Raw genomic sequence first — 18,598 nt, forward strand, 5'->3', positions numbered from 1 at the left:
TCAGCCTCGGAACACGTACTGAGGGACCAGGCCCCACATAAGGATGGACAACACGAGGTCGAGCACGATGATCATCACCAGGCTGGCCCTGATAGCGCGACCGCTGGCCACCCCCACGCCTGCAGGGCCCCCGGTGGTGAAGAAGCCGAAGTAGCAGTGGATCAGGGTCACCGCAGCACAGAAGGTCACTGCCTTGATGAGCGAACACACCAGTCCCACCGGATCGAGGAACTGCACAAAGTAGTGCTGGTATGTGCCCGCGGACTGCGAGTGCACAATTGTCACAAGGGTTCTACTCACCACGAAACTCAGCAACAGCGTCGCCAGATACGCCGGGGCGACGCACAGCATGCCCCCCAGCAATCGGGTGCCGACCACAAACGGAATCGACCGAATACCAAGCGACTCGATCGCGTCGATCTCCTCGGACACCCGCATGGCGCCCACCTCCGCGGTCATCCGGCATCCAGCCTGCGCCGCAAAGGCGATGCCCGCCGCGATGGGCCCCATCTCCCGCACATTGGCCAGCCCGCCCACCACACCGGTGAGGGCGCCGAAGCCAATCATGTCCATGGCCGCGAACGCCTCGATAGACACCATCGCGCCGATCCCGAACCCGATGAGCAGCATCATGGAAACCACACCGCCGTCGACGATGATCGCCCCGCGCCCCCATGCCAGATTGTTCAAGATCTTGACTGTCTGCTTCGGATACCAACGCACCGTCGATGGCAACAACCAGACCGTCGTCCCGACGAACATGGCCACCCGGCCGAGCGTGGCCAGGAAATCTGCCGCGGGACGTACTATCGCGCGCTCGACTGGGCCCGTCACCCAGGGCAGCGGCCGGTATCGAGCGATCTGAACCGTCGGTTTCATGCGAACTGCTCCGGGAAGAACATCGTCTGCAGCTGCGTCAAAACCAACGCCGCGAACACGAATGTCACCACGCTCAAAACCACCGCGGCGTTCACCGCGTCGGCGACGCCCCGCGGCCCTCCATGCGCCTCCAGTCCTCGAAGGCTCGCGATCAACGCCACCAGCGCCGCCCCAATCAATGTCTTGATCAGTGCGAATATCAAGTCGGTGACGGTCGCAAAGGCGCCGAAGGATGCCCAGAAGCTCCCGGGACTCACATCAGTCAGCCGCACCGCGATGAAGAATGCGGACCCCACCCCCACAAGGATGATCGTTGCGAGGATTACTGGTGCGATCATCAGCATCGCGATCAAACGCGGCACCACCAGACGCTGCACCGGATCGACCCCCATCACCCGCATCGCATCGATCTCTTCCCTGATGGCCCGGGTGCCAAGGTCCGATGCGATAGCAGACGCCGCGGCCCCCGCCATAAGCAATCCGGACGCCATGGGCGCCCCTTGTCGCACAATGCCCAAGCCGCTCGCCGCACCTGCCAGGGACGAGGCGCCAACGTCATGAAGGATCCCGCCGGTCTGCATGGTGATGATCGCCCCGAACGGAATTGCCATCAGCACCGCGGGGAACACCGTCACGGTCAACAACGACCAGGCTTGGGTCAGCGTCTCCCCCATCGGCAATCGCATTCGGATGGAATCGGTCGCCAGATAGCGCAGCGCCAACATGGACAGCTGCACGGATCGGCCTACCGTCGCGGTGCTGTTCACAGTCAACCGAGTGAAGTAGCCCCGGACCGCTGCGCGAATGACAGACGGCCGAACCTCACGGCGCTCCACCACATGGGTGACGGCCATGGGCTCCGGATTGATCGGTTCCGCTCCCGCCGCGCTCTCGCGCGCGATCAGGTCTGTCACTGCGAGCACTCCTGTTGATCACGCAATGAACCGGTGATCACGCGACCAACCGCTCCACGATTACCGTGTTCGCGGTGCCCGACGCCTCACAAATCGTCAATAGACCGCGCCGAGCATCACGCCGCTCAAGTTCACCAATCAAGTCGGTGAGCATCCGCGCCCCTGTGGAGCCGAGCGGATGACCGATGGAGATCGATCCTCCATTGACATTCAGCTTGTCCATCGGCACACCAAAGACTTTCTGGAACACCAGGGGAACCCCCGCGAACGCCTCGTTGACCTCAAACAGATCGATATCGCCGATCGATAGACCGCAGGTTTTGAGCGCTTTGTCGGTGGCATCCAGGATCGCGGTGAACTGGACGACCGGATCGGAACCGGCAACCGAGAGCGCACAAAATCGCGCCCGTGCCGTGAGCCCCCGCCCTTCGGCATACCGGCGATCGGTGATGAGCAGCGCGGCCGCACCGTCGCTCAGCTGGGACGCATTGGCGGCGGTCGTCGTGCCGTCGGGAGCGAAGACCGCCTTGAGGCTGGCCATCTTGGCTCGATCGACGGCGCCGCGGATACCCTCGTCCATCCCAGCGGGTCCCGGCGGCTGTACCACATCGGCGGAGAAGCAGCCGGAACGCCAGGCCGCCGCAGCCCGTTCATGGCTACGCGCAGCGAATTCGTCCAGCTCTGCCCGAGTGACCCCGAATGTGTCGTTGAGCAGATCAGACGACTGGCCCTGGGCCGTCAATCTCCCGCCGTATCGGGACTTTTCGTCGTCCGAGTACTGAGGCCCGAGCGGCGCACCGGGCTCCATAGCCGGAGGCATCGACACCCTGGACATGGACTCCACCCCACCGGCGATCACCACACGCTGCATCCCTGAAGCCACCGCCTGCGCTGCGAAGCTGACCGCCTGCAGGCCCGAACCGCATTGGCGATCAACCGTCACTCCCGGAACGGATTCGGGCAGTCCGGCCGCCAATACGGCATGACGGGCCAGGTTTCCTGTCTGCTCTCCGTATTGCAGGACGCATCCAGCAATCACGTCGTCGATGTCACCCGGCGGAATGGGGTTGCGTTCAGCAAGTCCGCGCAGTGTCAGCGCGAACAAGTCCACCGGATGCCAACCGCTGAGGCTCCCGCCGCGCCTGCCGACTGGCGTCCTGACCGCGTCGACGATCACCGGGTCGTGCACCCGCATCAGCCGTCGCTCCCGAGCCGCCCGAGCCGCATCGACACTGTCCGTCCACGCCATCGAATCGAATACACCTGTTGCACTTAACCTTTCGCGGCGGTAACACCGACCGTTGACGCCATTCCGCCACCACGTCGCGGCCTCACGAGTCCACATCATGACACAAGACATCACGTCAATCTAGGCAAATTCACGATTTTGTATCAAACTAGAACGTGTTGCTAATTGCCACCGAAGCCAGCCGTAGGCTGACGGCCCGGTTCCGAACATGCTCCCCATCCCGCGCCAAACAGCCCGACATACACGGCGTTAACCTGCATGACCCCTTTCTGCGACATCCGAGATTGCGCAAGCGAACGACAGGCGGCGCCGAGGTTCACCACAGTCTCAATGTTTGCTCCAGCATCCTTCCGCCCGACTCGAAGACTGCCATCACTCTCAAAATTCAATACTGCCACCTTCACCAAGAGCAGGTGGATATGCGATTATCCAGTCTTGAACTGCGAAGATGGGAGAACACATGAAGATGAGACAGAAATTCAAGTATGTCCACTATCTTCCGTCTGCGGCAATCGCCTGCCTCATCATGGGTTTGGCCGCCGCACCGGACGCCCGCGCGTACGACTCATGGTGTGACATCACCGAGAGCCACGGGCCGCCCATCGCGTTGGCCTCCGAGGCCCTCCGCGCCAGACCAAGCCAACGGGAGGTAGACCGGATGAATCTCCTCTATAACAACGTGATTCCCCTGCTCAACACCGTGGGATCTGCGACGTTCTGGTATCCCGACGTATGGGGCAGCCCCGACATCAGGCCAGACACACAAAGGCTCCTCGCCGCTATGGACGACCTTCAGACGGCCGCGAACAACGGCGAATCATCTGCCAGGCAAGTGCAAGCCGTAGACGACGCGGTTGCCACCCTGCATCAAAAGTGCGATGGGAAGCGCGGCCTGCCGCCTCGCGAACAACACTGAATCTGCCACGCCACCAACGTGGATCACCGAAATCAACGGTTGCTTTTGTTAGGAACAAATGCAATATTATGTCTCAATACGGTCGCGGGGATCCTCCGGCCGACCTCCATGCTGGCAAAGTGCGAAAGAGTCATCTGATGAGCGAAATTGCGAGCGCGGTCCCGCAGATTCCGGCCCTGAAACCGCTCGACTACCTGCGGCTGGCCTGGAGCCTCCTATACATGGCACCTGGTGAGGCACTGGGCAAGCTACAGGACCGGCACAACGCGCCCGCCTTACGGCTACCCATCCCGATCCCGTTGCTGTTTCGCCAGGTAATTCTCAGTGGTGATCCGTCCTTCGCCGAGGCCGTCGCCCTGAACAAGAACGACGACATCTCGGCCGAGGGCGGGTGGGGGGTCGTTCTCTCCCGGGTCGGGATGTTCACCCGATCGATCCTGCAGATGGAGTTCGACGAACACCGGCATGACCGGCTCCTACTTCAGCAAGCAATGGCACCGCTACAGCTCTCGGGGTACATGGAGCAGGTAGCGCCAAAAATCCGTGCCGCTGTACGTGCCTGTCCCGTCGGCGATGCGGTGGATCAACGCAAGCTTTTCAAACGCGTCAACATGACCGTCTCGATCGAGATCTTCATGGGAATCAACCTGTCTCCCGACGAAGTGGCCAAGGTTGGCCAAGCGTACGACGATCTGGTGAGCATCAACATCGTCAGGCAGACCCTGGCACGGCGATACCTGCATCGTTTCCTGCTCTCATGGATAGCCGCCAAGAGAACTTCAGACGCACCCGACCTCATGTCTCAGCTTTGCCGGGCACGCACGGTGGACGGCGATCGATTCAGCGACCGGCAGATCATGCAGCACATGCTGTTCTTTTTGTTTGCCGCACACGACACCACGACGATCACCATGACAAACATGGCCTACTACCTCGGCCTCAATACGCAATGGCAGCGCCGCGCACGAGCACAGGCATTTGCGCTACCAGAGAACGCCGATATCACAGACTTCAGCAAGATGACCGAGCTGGAGAACATCATGAAAGAGACGCTGCGCTTCCGTACGCCCGTACCGGGCATGATTCGCACGGCGGTCCGGGACACGGAAATACTCGGCTATCGCATTCCGCGTGGCACCACCATGATGGCACTCACCTGGTCACATCACACGAATCCGAATGTCTGGACCAATCCACGACAATTCGACCCGGACCGGTTCTCCGCAGAGCGCGCCGAAGATAAGGACCACCGCTCGAAATGGATGCCCTTTGGCGGTGGGGTGCATAAATGCATCGGAATGCACTTTGCCAAGATGCAAATCTTGTCCGTCTACCACACCCTATTGCGTGAATTCGAATGGAGTGTGGACAAACATCACATCTTGCCAACCTTGCAGAATTCGTTGGCCTTCTCGGAGGGGTTCCCCGCCTCCGTGCGGAAGTTTGACCCTGTCACGTTGCATACGCAGCTCGACGCCGTAGGTGACCAGGAAGTCGGCTGGGGAATCGCACCGAACCTAGTCCCCATCGCGTATCTGAGATCGTTCCTTCAGCGATGGCGATCGGGCACTCCCACAAGCACGCACGACGCCGCCTGAGGACCTCGATGACACACCTCATCACCCGCGCATGCTGCAACGACGCCAGCTGCGTCGCCGTCTGCCCCGTGAATTGCATCCATCCCACACCGTCAGAACCGGAGTTCGGCACTGCGGAAATGCTGTACATCGATCCCGCCACATGCATCGACTGCGGGCAATGCATCGACGAATGCCCGGTATCGGCCATTGTTCGAGACGACGAGATGGGCCCGCGCGATTGGCCGTATTTGACCATCAATGCCGACTATTACCGCGATCACGACGTCCGAACGGGAACCTACATGCGGTGGCGCGGGGCGTTACCCGCGCTCTCATCGGAACTTCGAGTGGCAATCGTGGGCTCGGGACCGGCAGGCTTCTTTGTCGCGGAACGACTGTTAGAACACCAGAACACGGTCATCGACATGTTCGATAGGTTGCCCACCCCCTATGGGCTCGTACGCGCAGGAGTGGCTCCCGACCACCAGGACACCAAGAACGTGCAACGCCTGTTCGAGAAGGTTGCCGGACACGAGGGGTTTCGATACTTCCTGAACGTCGATGTGGGGCGAGACATCACCCACGACGAGTTGACCCACCATTACCACGCCGTGGTCTATGCAACAGGAGCGTCCGCGGACCGAAAACTCGGCGTACCTGGCGAACACCTGCCCAATTCGGTATCCGCACGCGAGGTCGTCGCCTGGTACAACGGACATCCCGATCATCCTGACCCGCCGTTTGACTTGTCAGCGAGGCACGCCGTGATCATCGGGAACGGCAACGTGGCCCTCGATGTAGCGCGCATCCTCACGCTCGGGCACGAGGACCTACGGCGCTCCGACATCCCGTCTGATGTGCTTGAGGCGTTGAAACACAGCAGGATTCGCGAAGTAACCGTGCTGGCACGGCGGGATGTCGCACATGCTGCCTACTCGACACCTGAGTTCCTAGCGCTTACCCAGCTGCGGGACACCAGTGTCGAGATCGACCGGCGCAGTCTCGGTGTGCATCCCGATATCCAGCAGGCATTCGACGATGGCACGCTCGACTCGATCACGGCCGCGAAAATCCGGTTCGCACGCGATATCGCCGAACGCGGACCGAAACTGTCGCCCCGCCCGTCTCGCACCATCCGTCTGCGGTTTCATACAGCACCTGAGGAGATCGTTGCAGGTGTATCCGGATGCCGCGGAGTCCGAGCCCGGACCAGTCACTACGGAACAGACGGCGAGCTGATATCCGGTGATCAGGAGATCATCCCAGCTGGGCTGGTCATCCGGGCCACGGGATACCGGGGCAGCCCCATAGCCGGGCTGCCCTTCGATGACCGACTGGCCGTCGTCCCCAACCAGGCCGGCGCCGTCGCCGGCAGCCCGGGAACCTACGTCGCGGGTTGGATCAAACGGGGTCCGCACGGCGGAATCGGCCGCAACCGAATGTGCAGTCTGGAGACCGCAAACAGTCTCCTGGCCGATTTCGACGATGCAACGCTTCCGGAACCCGCAGGTACGGCCGATGATGCGCTGGTGCTTCTTCGGCACCGAGGAGTCGCCCTCGTCGACGGGCAGGGGTGGGAGAAGATCGACTCAAAAGAGACCGTTCGCGGCCGGTTACGGGGGGCACCCCGTGAGAAGTTCATCGACATACGCGACATGCTGGCAGTGGCAAACGGCCCAAAAAGTGCCGAGGGCACACCCGCCTAGTACACCATCGGGGCAAGGTACTGCCGGACGAACTTCGCGGTGGACTTGTCGTTCAAGATATCCATGGCGGGTGATGGCGAAAGCGTGATCGAAACAGCCATGCGAAACAAGATCTCGGACACGACACGCAATTCGGCATCGGGCATCGTGGCACCGGCACGCCTGAGGGTGAGTGTCATGCCGTGAACAAATGCCGCCCCGACCTGTCGCTTGGTGAACAAATGGGTGAGCATGCGGTCGCCACCGATATGCTTGGACAGGCTGAAGTTCAGCAGCTCGCTAAAAAAGGGCACCGAACGCAGCATCCGCGCGGATTCGACGAACGCCGTCACCACCGCTTCCTGAGGGGTCTGTCCCTCGGTCATCCGGGCAATACGATTGCCGCCCCAAATTCCTGCACGCAGGGCTACCGCGTCCAGGAGTAAGGACTTGGTGGGGAATCGGCGGTACAAGGTCGCCCGACTGACGCCGGCGTGACGGGCAACAGTGTCCATATTGGTGCGCTGGATACCGGAGATGCTGAACTCATCATGCGCCGCCTCCAGAATCGGATCGTCGACAATATCTTGAAACCCGTTCGCCAGGTTCAATTCTTGATCCGACACGGAACCTCCCATAGCGCTAAACCGCTGAGACAACAGGGAGTGATTGTAGCAAGACGGACAGTGCTGCAGTTCCCCCGAAGGTAACCGCAGCACGTCGTACTACCGGACCTCTACCGGGCGTGGAATACATACGCCGCTGCTCTCCATCGTGCGCTTGCCATCAACCCAGATCTCGCAGCGCAGATTCGGATTCCACCAAATGTTCCGCACCGACACGTAGGCGCTTCCCGGATCTTCTAACGCGACAACCTGCTCCCATGGTTCCGCAGGGCTGACCCAGTAATTCTCCGAATGCACCCCGCTCCAGCTCTCCGTCTGGGGGGCGACCCGGAAGTGAACCGTTATCTCCCGACCGGCGTCCGCAGTGACGACGTATCGAACAACATGTTCGGCCTCGGCGACCGCGTCAGAACTCCAGGAGAAACCTGCCACGGGCATAGCGATTGTCATCACCAGCAGGCCGAACCGCTGAACCGCGCCACGGCTACGTGGGCCGGCCATCACAACGGCTCGGCCCAGTCATCGTGATGCACCGGGCAGCCCCGCTGGGTGCCCAGGCATACATCACAGCGATCACCGTTGACATGTCCCGCGCCGGCGCATTCCTCGCAGTCCTCCAGCAGGCGAGCACATTTAGCACACACCGTGTCGACGGGCGGGACAACCACAGAATCCGGATCGAAAGCGACGACGGCCGACACCGTGGTCCGCTGTGCACGCGCCTGCCGCAGCGCAGCGCGCGCCGAATCCAGTGTGATCTCAGTTGGATCCAGTCCCTCACGCGTGAACGCCGCCACACCGGCCGGGGTAAACCTATACCGCAGAGGCACCTTGAGCCGGATCAAGATCATTCGAGTGCGGCGCAACAGCGCGGCATACCGGCGGAACCGCCGCTGCTCCCGAGAACTCCACGCCAGCCCGAGTTGTTGACGGATATGCGGTTCCAGTGGGCCGATGGTGATCAGCCGAAGCAAGCCGCCACTGACCGCGCCCACCGGTCGAGCCAAGGGGCGCAGCGGAGGTGGAAGCGCCCTGCTGAACAATTTCGCCGCAGCGCCCGGGTACGCCAATCCCACGGTATATTGCGACAGTTTCGAATCGGTGAGCTCGTGATGCATCACGTGCTCCCAATACTTTTCGAAATCGGCATAGGTCTCCGGCTGGTGGCGGTCATCGACGCCGAACAGCGAATACCACTCCTTGGACTCCTCGAAGATCTGTTCCTTCTCGTCTCGAGTCAGGGGACGTTCCAACACTCCGAGATCACTAGCCCGGTAAATCAGCTCAAAGAATGTCACGTGGGTGAAGTACCACGTGTCGGCATTGATCGCGTGATACTTGCGACCACCGGGCATATCCCCCTTGATGGGCTTGTGGAAGTTACGCAACTGCACACCCACCTTGTGCGCGTCCTCGGGTTCTGCGTACAGCACCCCGGAGATGGCCTTGATCGAGTTCTTTGCGCGCTGCGCCAACACCTGAAAGTCGCTGGACTTCAAAATCAACGAGTGATCTGACACCCCCTGACCCAACTGTGGCCACATGTTCTCAATGATGGCGAGCCGCTGTCCGGTCACAGCCATTACAAACGGATCCAGGGCGTACTTCCACAGCAACGAGTTCGGTGGTACGGGGTGATGGACACGCTCCCTGGGTCCCAAACTTCCGTCCGCGCCACGATCCGGAAGGCGAGTCCCCGCATAAAAGACATTCCGCCCCACGATGGTATCGACGGTCAGCACATCAGGGTCGCTGTTGGCCTGTGCCGTTGTGATTTCTGCAATTTCGGTATTGGTCATAGGTTCCTCCTGGGGTGATGAATCATCGAATACAGCCGCGGTCCGTATTTGGCGTGCTAGCTACCATGCCCCAGTCAGCCGCTCGCTGGCGAGCCAGTCACCGAGAGATCGCCTTCAAGTCCAACGCCGTTGCCGCGGCCCACTTCTCTCCAATTGTTGTGATGCACCCGGCACCCACGTCCAACCCCGTCACACACATCGCACACTTCGTCTTGAACGTGGCCGGATCCCTGACAGTCGGCGCACACCTCAAGTTCGCGTTGGCATTTGGCGCAGATGGCGCCTTCGGCAACCGCCTCTGCACACATCACGGTGGACAGGGACCGAGCACCGCCCGCTTCGGCGCGGGCCTTCCGTAGCGCCTCTCTCGCCGACTCCAAGGTGATGTCATCGGGGTGCACCCCTGCGCGCTCGAATGCCTCGACCGCAACCGGCATATAGCGGTACTTCAACGGCACGTGAGTAATTCGCATGCCCTCGCGGACCCACCGTTGCACCCTAACCATGGCGCGGAACAGCTTGGCGTCGACAGGCGAGTAAAGGTCGTTGACTCTCAGCGCATCCCGGATCTCCGGCTTAAGAGGCGCCACCGTGACGACACGCATCATTCGACGAATCAGCGGGGCGGACCGCCGCGCCACTGGACGCAGCCGCGGCGGCACCAGCTTGTCGAAATTACCTCCGCGCACCAGCACAAAGTTGTAATCGGACATCTTGCTGGCGAACATCTGCGTTTTCACCGTGTGTTCCCAGTACTTTTCGAATTCGGCGTACGTCTCCGGCTGCGCCCGGTCGTCAACGCCCATCAGCGAGTACCACGCTTTGGACTCCTCGAAGACCTGCTCCTTCTCCTCCCAGGTCAACGGCTTACGGAACAGCCCCGCATCGCTCGCCTCGAAGATGGTCACGAAGAAGGTGGCATGGGTGAAGTACCACGTCTCAGCATTCAGGGCGTGGTAGGACCGCCCATTAGGCATATCGCCCTTCACTGACTTGTGGTAGTTGCGCAGCTGAATTCCGTACTTCTTGGCTACCTCCGGTGACGAATACATCACCTTGGTGATGCCCACCTGGGTGTTGATCAATCGCTGCGCGACATCGCGATAGTCCTTCGAGTTCAGCAGCTGGGAATGTTCGGAAACCCCCTGCGCCACTTGCGGAAAGAGACTCTGCAGCAACCCAGCATTGGCTCCGCCGGCGAGCATCACCGCATATTCGCCGAAGTACTTCCACAACAACGAGTTCGCCGGCACCGGGATCGGCTCCTGCTGACCGCGCATGAGGCTGTCGTCGCCTTCCAACCTCGGGACGTAGGCGGGGCCGTAGATGACGTTCCTGGTGATCGGCGTATCGATCGACAGATAGTCGTCCGCGGATTCATCCCGGATAGATCGATCCTCCGAGTCGGTCCGCACATCCGCACCGGACGTCATCTCCGTCATATCAAGCTCCTCCCGATTGAGCTACTCGAGTTGGTTGATACAAAGTTAGCATATCGTATCAACATGCGGCGAGCCTCGTGCATGCACCTCCGCTTTAACTCGCGTTTTGCCAGCCCGAATAGCCGTGTTAACCCATCCACCTGAGCCATCACTATCAATTTGTATCGCCGAAGACTGCGATCGCCCATTCCACATTCGGATGACATGCTTCGAGGACTCCCAACCCCTAGTCAGCACACCGCCGAGGGCGTACCGTCATGTCATGCCAGTTGACATCAAGCCCTTTCCCAGGTGGCTCAAGATCTTCAACAAAGTCGTCATCGGTGGACACAAGCTGGGTCTCAAACTGCCCATGATGGTGCTCACCGTGCCGGGCGCCAGGTCCGGCAAGCCGCGTCCCACCCCGATCACCCCGTTCATGCTCGACGGGCACCGTTACACCGTCGGTGGGGTTCCGGGCTCAGCCTGGATTACCAACGCCCGCAAGGCCAAAGAGGGCACGCTTACGCAGGGACGGCACATTCAGCGGGTGCGCATCGTCGAACTCTCCCCCGAGGAATCACGGCCGGTGCTGCGCGCCTTCCCCATCGAGGTGCCCACCGGAGTCGGCTTCATCAAGAACGCCGGCCTGGTCAAGGAAGGAACGCCCGACGAGTTCGAGGCACTCGCCGGGATCTCGGCGGTCTTCCGGCTCGATCCGATCTAACTCCCCGGATTGGACGTCGGGGCATTGCGCCTCGGGACCATCCGCACCGTCGGCAACGGAGGCGCTGGCAATCGGGTCACCGCGCCCACGTAACCCTGCACATGCCCGAAGCGCTCGGACTCGGCCTGCCATTCCTCACGGAACCCGGCGATCTCATCATGATCGCGGCCGACGAAGTTCCACCACATCACGATCTGCTCGTCGAACGGCTTACCGCCCAACAGGATCGCCCGCGCGGTCACATCCGTGGGGTTCGTCACGGTCAGTTGCTCGACGCCGGTGCCGACATATCCGAGTTCACCGCGCGACAATCTGGTGCCCGACAACTCGATGGCCTCGGTATCGAGTATCAGTCCATGCTCGAATCCCGGGTCGATATCGAACCGCACCGTGCTCCGTGGCTCCAGCACCAGTTCGGCGCCGAGCAACGGAGTGGCCGTCCGCACCGGCGATACCTGCCCCGCCAACGTCCCCAGGAACACCCGCAGGCTCACCCCGCCCACGACGATGGACTCGGGCGCGTAATGCTGGAAATCGCGTGCGGCATTTCGGGCTTCATCGGGCAGGGCGACCCACAGCTGCACACCGTGCAAAATGGTTGTCTGGGCCGTCGACACCTCGGAGTGGCAAATGCCGCGACCACTCGTCATGAGGTTGAGCTCCCCCGGTCGCACCATCGCATGCACGCCATGGCTGTCGCGATGCTCGATCTCTCCGGTGAACAGCCAGCTCACCGTCTGCAGCCCGGTATGCGGATGGGGCGCGACGTCCATCCCGCCGGTCTGCGCGACATCGTCGGGACCGTAATGGTCGGCAAAACACCACGCGCCGATCAGCGATCGCCCGGCCTGCGGAAGCGTCCGCAGCACCGTCATTGCACGTGGCCCTCCGAGTGGAACCTCTCGGGCAGTGAGTATTTCGACCACGGGATGCCCGGCTCCGTCGCGAGGGCAGGGACCGACCTCGCAGCGGGTTTCCGTCGGCGTGGTCTCGGTGTTGCTCATGTGATCATCATCGGCCGCACGGGCCAAGTGTGCGGCATAGTTGGCCACATGAACGGATCCGAGCCCGCTCCCCCGGTCGCCGACGCGCCCGATTCGCACCGCTTCGAAATCACCGCCGACGGCGAACTCGCCGGATTCACCGAATATCTGGATACCTCGCTGCACGGCACCGAGGTGCGGATTTTCTTTCACACCGAAATCGACGAGAAGTTCGGCGGTCGCGGCCTTGCCGGAACGCTGGTGCAGTCCGCGCTGACATCCACCCGGTCCACCGGACGCAGGATCATCCCCGTGTGCCCGTACGTCAGAAAATTCGTCGGCAAGCACCCCGAGTTCGACGACGTCGTCGACCAGGTGACCCCGGAGGCGCTGGCAGCCGTCGAGGCGCACCAAGGATGACCGCGCACCGCGTCTACATCGACAAGCAGACTCCCTCGGTGTACCAGGGGCTGACCACGACAGCAGCTGAACTCCGCACTCGCGCCGCCGAAGCCGGGCTCACGCGAACAACGTTGGAATTGGTCAACATTCGGGTATCCCAGCTCAACCGGTGTCTGTTCTGCCTGGACCTGCACACCCGGGTGGCGCTGGAGGAAGGCGAGTCGCCCCAGCGGATCGCCGTGCTGCCCATCTGGCGAGAGGCCGAGCTGTTCAGCGATGTGGAGCGCGCGGCCCTCGCGATCGCCGAAGCGGTGACGGAGGTCGCCGACCACCACCTCACCGACGAGCAGTACACCGCCGCACGTGAACATCTGACCGATGATCAGGTGTCGGCGCTGGTGTGGTCGGCCATCATGATCAACACCTTCAACCGGATCTCGATCCTGAGCCGCCACCCGATCAAGAAGCGCTGATATCCGTCCCCTGGGTCGGGAATACGCCCGGACCGTCATGAGTTAGGTTTCTTAAGCCAGCCTAATGATCTGGCCACTGACATTTCTCATGGGGAAGGTGTTCGACAATGCCTCAGGTGCGTGCCGCACATCTCGGAAAGTCCATGCGTGTGGTCGTCGTGACCGCCGCCCTCGCCACCGCACTATCGGGGTGCACCGTCTACCAGACACTCACCAAGCCTTCGGAGACTCCGGCGGCAACGGTCACGTCGACGCAGGCGAGCGACCAAGACCAGATCCGCCAGGTGAGCGCCGAGTTAGGCAAGGCCCTCGGAAGCCTCGATTTGGACGCCGGCAACGCCCTCACGTGCCCCCGTTATCAGGTGTCCAGCCGCACCGCCGATGAGAAGCTCGTCCCCTCGATCAATTCCTGGAAGGGCGCCGAACAGGCGCTGATGTACGGCGACACCTCCACGCTGTCCAGCAATGTGGCACAGCGGTTCCCAAGCGCGGGAAGTGGGGAACGCGCGGCGCTGGTCAAGGCGATCGTCAGCCGCGACCAGTTCGCCTACACGGCCACCGTGCTGCAGGTGATCCGCGAGTCCACCACGGTCGAGAAGTTCGCGATCGACAACATCAAAATCATCGGCGACAGCGCCATCGGCGATATCACCGCGACGTACAGCCTCGGCGGTGCCGCCACCCAAACCCAGACCAAGCCGAACCAGTTCCGCAAGGAGGACGGCAAGTGGGCCTGGTGCCAACAACCGCCACCGGGACTCTTCACGCAATGGACCACATCCGCGTCGGCGTAGCAGCTCACAGGTAGCTTCGACAGACCGCGCACGTGGCGGCCTCTAGAGTCGGAGCCATGACTCAGGACCGTCCCCCCATCAATCGGGAGCCAACCACCAATCCCTTTGACCCAACGCATTGGCGGCCGGTTGCGGGATTCGAGGACCTGACGGATATCACCTATCACCGGCACGTGAGCCAGGGCACCGTGCGGATCGCGTTCGACCGGCCCGAGGTGCGCAACGCATTTCGGCCACACACCGTCGACGAGCTGTACCGCACCCTCGATCACGCCCGGATGACCTCCGATGTCGGCGCGGTACTGCTCACCGGGAACGGCCCCAGCCCCAAGGACGACGGCTGGGCGTTCTGCTCCGGCGGCGATCAGCGCATCCGGGGACGCACCGGATACCAGTACGCCGGTGGCGAGACCGCCGAGACCGTGGACCCGGGGCGCGCCGGCCGGCTACACATCCTGGAAGTCCAGCGGCTCATCCGCTTCATGCCAAAGGTGGTGATTGCCTTGGTGAATGGCTGGGCCGCCGGTGGTGGGCACAGCTTGCACGTGGTGTGTGACCTGACGCTGGCCAGCCGGGAGCACGCCCGCTTCAAACAGACCGACGCCGATGTCGGCAGCTTCGACGGCGGCTACGGCAGCGCCTACCTGGCCAAGATGGTCGGCCAGAAATTCGCCCGCGAGATCTTCTTCCTGGGCCGGCCGTACACCGCCGAACAGATGCACCGCATGGGAGCTGTCAACGAGGTCGTCGACCACGAACACCTCGAGACGGTCGCGCTGGAGTGGACCGCCGCCATCAACGAGAAGTCCCCGCAGGCGCAGCGGATGCTGAAATACGCCTTCAATCTCGCCGATGACGGGCTGGTCGGACAACAGCTATTCGCCGGGGAGGCAACGCGATTGGCCTACATGACCGATGAGGCCGTGGAGGGTCGCGATTCGTTCCTTGAGAAGCGCAAGCCTGACTGGTCCCCGTACCCCTGGCACTACTAGGCCCTGAGAGCCCGCTTAGTGGACCGTGTTCTGCCTGCCAGTACTACACGGCGCCGTCGTCGTCGACACGACCGTCGTGGGGACGGTGACCGTGGTCGTACTGGTGACCGTGCTGGTGACGGTCGTCGGAACCGTCTCCGTGGTCGTCTCGGTCTGCGTCGTGGACGATGTCACCGTCTCGGTTGCCGTCGAGTTGGAGGTCACAGTTTTCGTCTCCGTCGCCGTCTCGGTGGACGTGCTGGTTTTGGTTGCGGTGACAGTCACCGGGGTCACCGGTGGCGTGGTGGAGACCGAATGGATCACCGGGGTGGGAGCATCACGGCCCCCTTCCGCGGACTGCGCGAGCGCGACGTGGGCACCCACCGCACCGGCGCCCATCACCACCGCTATCGCACCGGCCACCGTGTACCACATCAGGATTCGGCCGCGCAGCTGTCCGATTCCGGTCGCCACCGATCGGGGGACGTCGACGTGTACCGCCTGCCGTCCGAGCGCGACGGACCGCAGCAGCCCACGGACGGCGGGATCGTTCATCGTCCGGCTCCTCGCGAATGGGCGATCGGCGCAAGAACACCGTCGACAACCCGGAGTTCGGTCTGCACCTCCGAAGGCGTCAACCCGAGCATGTCCGAAAGGTCATCGATTCCGACCTCGGCGAACGCACTGAGCACCGCGGCCACCCGCTGCACCTGTGTCAACTGAGACAGCGGGTTTGGTCCGGCGCCGGGTTGACCCGTCATCGTCAAACGAAAATGCGCCATCAGTGCGTGGACAAACCAGCACAACGTGAAGGTCTGGATCGACTGGTGCACCGGCCCCCGCCACTTGAGAGTGGCTTGGGCGATCGCGGTTTCCATCAAGCGCTTGCCGAGTTCCGGGTCATCGCACAGCAGACTCGCGCACTCTTCAAAGATCGGCTTTTGGACCTCGAACGTCCGCTCCAGCTCCTCTTCCCGCTTGGTGAGGTCGGCGGTTATCCGCAGCCCGGAGGGCAGACCGAATTCGACCTGCTTGATCGCGGGGCACAACGCCAGCGTCAATGCCACCAACCCCACGATCGCCAGCACACCCAGCAGCATGGGACTGTGCACAAACGGTCCCGTCGCCGCCGCGGAAATCGCGACCGCGACGGGCAGCATGATGCGCGGCTGGAAGAGATCCGTCCATCGTCGAGGCTCGGTCTTACACATCGCGAATACCCTTCACCCGAATTGCGTGGGGGTAATCGTCACCGAACCGTCGCGTGGACGAGCGAGTAGCGGACTACTCGATTCCGTGGGGTTATGTTGCGGCGCGCCCCATCCAGAAGTCGAGTTCGAGCTCCTCTTCGGCACATTCGCGATACTGCGAGAAGTCGGTGACGCCCGCCTCGGCGAGCACCTCGTCATCGATGAAGCAGTTCCCGGTGACCTCGCGGCTGGGCTTGGTCACGATCTCATACGCGGCGTCAGCCATGATCTGGGCGGACCGGCAGCGGGCAACCAGCTCCGCGCCGAGGATGTTCCGGATGGCGGCGGTGTCGATGGTGGTGCGCGGCCACAGCGCGTTCGACGCAATGCCATAACCACGCAGCTCCTGGGCCAACCCGATGGCGACCAGGCTCATGGAGAACTTCGAGATAGTGTACGCCGTGGTGGTTTGATCGAACCACTTGGGGTCCAAGGTGATTGGCGGCGACAACGTAAGGATGTGCGGGTTGTCGGACCCTTTGAGCGCGCCGATCGCGGACTTCGACAGCGAGAAGGCACCGCGCGCATTGATGTCCTGCATGAGGTCGTATGCCTTCATCGAAATCGACTCCGAGGGAGCGAGATTCAGGGCACTGGCGTTGTTGACCACGATGTCGATGCCGCCGAACTTCTCGACCGTCTGCGCCACTGCAGCAGTCACCACGTCGTCATCGCGGACATCTCCGAGGATGGGCAAGGCCTTGCCACCGGCGGCCTCGATCTCCTCGGCGGCGGTGTAGATGGTGCCCGGAAGCTTGGGATGCGGCTCGGCCGTCTTCGCCATGATGGCCACGTTCGCGCCGTCCCGCGCCGCGCGCAATGCGATGGCCAGGCCGATACCGCGACTGCCTCCCGACATAATGATGGTCTTACCTGCCAGCGATCCCATAGCCACGTCCTTGTCGTCATAGGTTCAAGTGCAGACCAGCCTATTCGCCCGAACTGGACGCGCGTTCTAGTGGGCGCGCCGAGACGCACATCACCAGAACCCGGCGGTATACATCGACCCAAAGAGGCATACAGTTCTTACTCGTGAGTAAGAACTCGGTCAGCAAGCGCATCAGCACGGCCCTCGCGCGCGCGGCAATGCAGCCATACCCCAGTCCCGCGCTCGTCCGGGCCCAGCTCGATTCCAACTACGGCGAGTCCCTCACGGGCAAACGGGTGCTCATCACCGGAGCCTCATCCGGCATCGGCGAAGAAGCCGCCTACCGTTTTGGCAAGCTCGGCGCCAAGGTGATCGTCGTCGCCCGTCGCGAAGACCTGCTGACCGAAGTCGCCAATCGCATCACCGCCGACGGCGGCGAAGCCCATGCCATTGCATGCGACCTGTCCGACCTCGACGCCATCGACAAACTCGTGGAGACCGTCAACGAGCGTCACGGCGGAGTCGACGTCCTGATCAACAACGCCGGAAGGTCGATTCGACGCGCCACCCATGAATCCCTGGACCGCTGGCACGATGCCGAGCGGACCATGCAGCTCAACTACTTCTCGCCGTTACGGCTGATCCGCGGGTTCGCCCCCGGCATGGTCGAGCGGCGCGACGGGCTCATCATCAACGTGGCCACCTGGGGTGTGCTCAACGACGTGGTGCCGAAGTTCGCGGTGTACAACGCATCCAAGGCCGCGCTGTCGACCCTGAGCCGCACCGTGGACGCCGAGTACGGGAAGTACAACGTGCACACCAGCACGCTCTACTACCCCCTGGTGCGCACCCCGATGATCGCACCCACCGATGCCTTCACCGATGCACCGGCGCTGACCTCGGCCGAGGCGGCCGAGTGGATGGTGTTGGCCGCGCGCGTGCGTCCCGCACGCGTCGCCCCACGCTTCTCGGTGCTGGCCGCGGCAGTAAACGCCGTGGCACCCGAGCTGATCACCCGCATGGCTCGGACTGGACCCGAAACCCTGGGCTAGTCTGGTCTG

20 protein-coding genes are annotated in these 18,598 nt (G+C 62.3%); 9 read left to right on the forward strand and 11 right to left on the reverse strand.

Features of this window, described 5'->3' with window-relative positions:
* The 3 genes from FZI91_RS04430 to FZI91_RS04440 all read right to left on the reverse strand — a co-directional run bounded on the left by FZI91_RS04430 (position 1) and on the right by FZI91_RS04440 (position 2,988).
* The gene (locus FZI91_RS04430; protein ID WP_155937452.1) at positions 1-879 is read right to left on the reverse strand and encodes an ABC transporter permease; all 879 of its coding nucleotides are present in this window, start codon (positions 877-879) and stop codon (positions 1-3) included.
* Complete coding sequence (locus tag FZI91_RS04435; protein ID WP_155937832.1) at positions 876-1,733, reverse strand: ABC transporter permease; 858 nt, start codon at positions 1,731-1,733, stop codon at positions 876-878. Before FZI91_RS04435 ends, FZI91_RS04430 begins: the two co-directional genes overlap by 4 nt.
* 97 nt (positions 1,734-1,830) lie before the next feature.
* The gene (locus tag FZI91_RS04440; protein WP_155937833.1) at positions 1,831-2,988 is read right to left on the reverse strand and encodes a thiolase family protein; all 1,158 of its coding nucleotides are present in this window, start codon (positions 2,986-2,988) and stop codon (positions 1,831-1,833) included.
* A gap of 514 nt (positions 2,989-3,502) precedes the next feature.
* Here FZI91_RS04440 and FZI91_RS04445 point away from each other — a divergent pair.
* The 3 genes from FZI91_RS04445 to FZI91_RS04455 all read left to right on the forward strand — a co-directional run bounded on the left by FZI91_RS04445 (position 3,503) and on the right by FZI91_RS04455 (position 7,244).
* Complete coding sequence (locus tag FZI91_RS04445; RefSeq protein WP_155937454.1) at positions 3,503-3,958, forward strand: hypothetical protein; 456 nt, start codon at positions 3,503-3,505, stop codon at positions 3,956-3,958.
* A 137-nt stretch (positions 3,959-4,095) separates the two neighbouring features.
* Positions 4,096-5,556, forward strand: coding sequence for a cytochrome P450 (locus FZI91_RS04450; protein WP_155937456.1), 1,461 nt, complete (start codon positions 4,096-4,098; stop codon positions 5,554-5,556).
* Positions 5,557-5,564: 8 nt separating this feature from the next.
* A complete protein-coding gene (locus FZI91_RS04455; protein WP_155937458.1) occupies positions 5,565-7,244 on the forward strand; it encodes an FAD-dependent oxidoreductase in 1,680 nt (559 codons plus the stop codon).
* Here FZI91_RS04455 and FZI91_RS04460 read toward each other — a convergent pair.
* From FZI91_RS04460 to FZI91_RS04475, 4 genes are all read right to left on the reverse strand, one after another.
* Entirely contained in the window at positions 7,241-7,849 is a 609-nt protein-coding gene (locus FZI91_RS04460; RefSeq protein WP_162526708.1) for a TetR/AcrR family transcriptional regulator, read from the reverse strand. The two genes, FZI91_RS04455 and FZI91_RS04460, sit on opposite strands and share 4 nt — an antisense overlap.
* Before the next feature lie 99 nt (positions 7,850-7,948).
* Complete coding sequence (locus FZI91_RS04465; RefSeq protein ID WP_155937461.1) at positions 7,949-8,350, reverse strand: hypothetical protein; 402 nt, start codon at positions 8,348-8,350, stop codon at positions 7,949-7,951.
* Positions 8,350-9,648, reverse strand: coding sequence for an oxygenase MpaB family protein (locus FZI91_RS04470; RefSeq protein WP_155937463.1), 1,299 nt, complete (start codon positions 9,646-9,648; stop codon positions 8,350-8,352). The genes FZI91_RS04465 and FZI91_RS04470 overlap by 1 nt, the downstream gene beginning before the upstream one ends.
* 74 nt (positions 9,649-9,722) lie before the next feature.
* On the reverse strand, positions 9,723-11,090 hold the full coding sequence (locus tag FZI91_RS04475) for an oxygenase MpaB family protein (protein WP_155937465.1): 1,368 nt from the start codon (positions 11,088-11,090) through the stop codon (positions 9,723-9,725).
* Positions 11,091-11,352: 262 nt separating this feature from the next.
* Between FZI91_RS04475 and FZI91_RS04480 the strand changes: the two genes are divergently transcribed.
* The gene (locus tag FZI91_RS04480; RefSeq protein WP_155937467.1) at positions 11,353-11,796 is read left to right on the forward strand and encodes a nitroreductase/quinone reductase family protein; all 444 of its coding nucleotides are present in this window, start codon (positions 11,353-11,355) and stop codon (positions 11,794-11,796) included.
* Here the strand turns inward: FZI91_RS04480 and FZI91_RS04485 are convergent.
* Positions 11,793-12,800: a pirin family protein gene (locus FZI91_RS04485; RefSeq protein ID WP_155937469.1), complete on the reverse strand. Its 1,008-nt coding sequence runs from the start codon at positions 12,798-12,800 to the stop codon at positions 11,793-11,795. The two genes, FZI91_RS04480 and FZI91_RS04485, sit on opposite strands and share 4 nt — an antisense overlap.
* 48 nt (positions 12,801-12,848) lie before the next feature.
* Here FZI91_RS04485 and FZI91_RS04490 point away from each other — a divergent pair, with 48 nt between their 5' ends.
* The 4 genes from FZI91_RS04490 (at position 12,849) to FZI91_RS04505 (ending at position 15,440) form a co-directional block, all read left to right on the forward strand.
* Positions 12,849-13,199 (forward strand): GNAT family N-acetyltransferase, encoded by a 351-nt coding sequence (locus tag FZI91_RS04490; RefSeq protein WP_155937471.1) that lies wholly within the window; start codon positions 12,849-12,851, stop codon positions 13,197-13,199.
* The gene (locus FZI91_RS04495) at positions 13,196-13,654 is read left to right on the forward strand and encodes a carboxymuconolactone decarboxylase family protein (protein ID WP_155937473.1); all 459 of its coding nucleotides are present in this window, start codon (positions 13,196-13,198) and stop codon (positions 13,652-13,654) included. The genes FZI91_RS04490 and FZI91_RS04495 overlap by 4 nt, the downstream gene beginning before the upstream one ends.
* A 107-nt stretch (positions 13,655-13,761) precedes the next feature.
* Positions 13,762-14,448, forward strand: coding sequence for a hypothetical protein (locus FZI91_RS04500; protein ID WP_155937475.1), 687 nt, complete (start codon positions 13,762-13,764; stop codon positions 14,446-14,448).
* 56 nt (positions 14,449-14,504) lie between these two features.
* The gene (locus FZI91_RS04505; protein ID WP_155937477.1) at positions 14,505-15,440 is read left to right on the forward strand and encodes a 1,4-dihydroxy-2-naphthoyl-CoA synthase; all 936 of its coding nucleotides are present in this window, start codon (positions 14,505-14,507) and stop codon (positions 15,438-15,440) included.
* 15 nt (positions 15,441-15,455) lie between these two features.
* Here FZI91_RS04505 and FZI91_RS04510 read toward each other — a convergent pair whose 3' ends face one another.
* From FZI91_RS04510 to FZI91_RS04520, 3 genes are all read right to left on the reverse strand, one after another.
* Complete coding sequence (locus tag FZI91_RS04510) at positions 15,456-15,974, reverse strand: hypothetical protein (protein ID WP_155937479.1); 519 nt, start codon at positions 15,972-15,974, stop codon at positions 15,456-15,458.
* The gene (locus FZI91_RS04515; RefSeq protein WP_155937481.1) at positions 15,971-16,630 is read right to left on the reverse strand and encodes a hypothetical protein; all 660 of its coding nucleotides are present in this window, start codon (positions 16,628-16,630) and stop codon (positions 15,971-15,973) included. Before FZI91_RS04515 ends, FZI91_RS04510 begins: the two co-directional genes overlap by 4 nt.
* A 91-nt stretch (positions 16,631-16,721) precedes the next feature.
* Positions 16,722-17,558: an NAD(P)-dependent oxidoreductase gene (locus tag FZI91_RS04520; protein ID WP_155937483.1), complete on the reverse strand. Its 837-nt coding sequence runs from the start codon at positions 17,556-17,558 to the stop codon at positions 16,722-16,724.
* Between the two features lie 143 nt (positions 17,559-17,701).
* Between FZI91_RS04520 and FZI91_RS04525 the strand changes: the two genes are divergently transcribed.
* Complete coding sequence (locus FZI91_RS04525; protein ID WP_162526707.1) at positions 17,702-18,589, forward strand: SDR family oxidoreductase; 888 nt, start codon at positions 17,702-17,704, stop codon at positions 18,587-18,589.
* Positions 18,590-18,598: the final 9 nt, after the last annotated feature.

The sequence above is a fragment of the Mycobacteroides sp. CBMA 271 genome (assembly GCF_009729205.1).
Lineage (GTDB): Bacteria > Actinomycetota > Actinomycetes > Mycobacteriales > Mycobacteriaceae > Mycobacterium.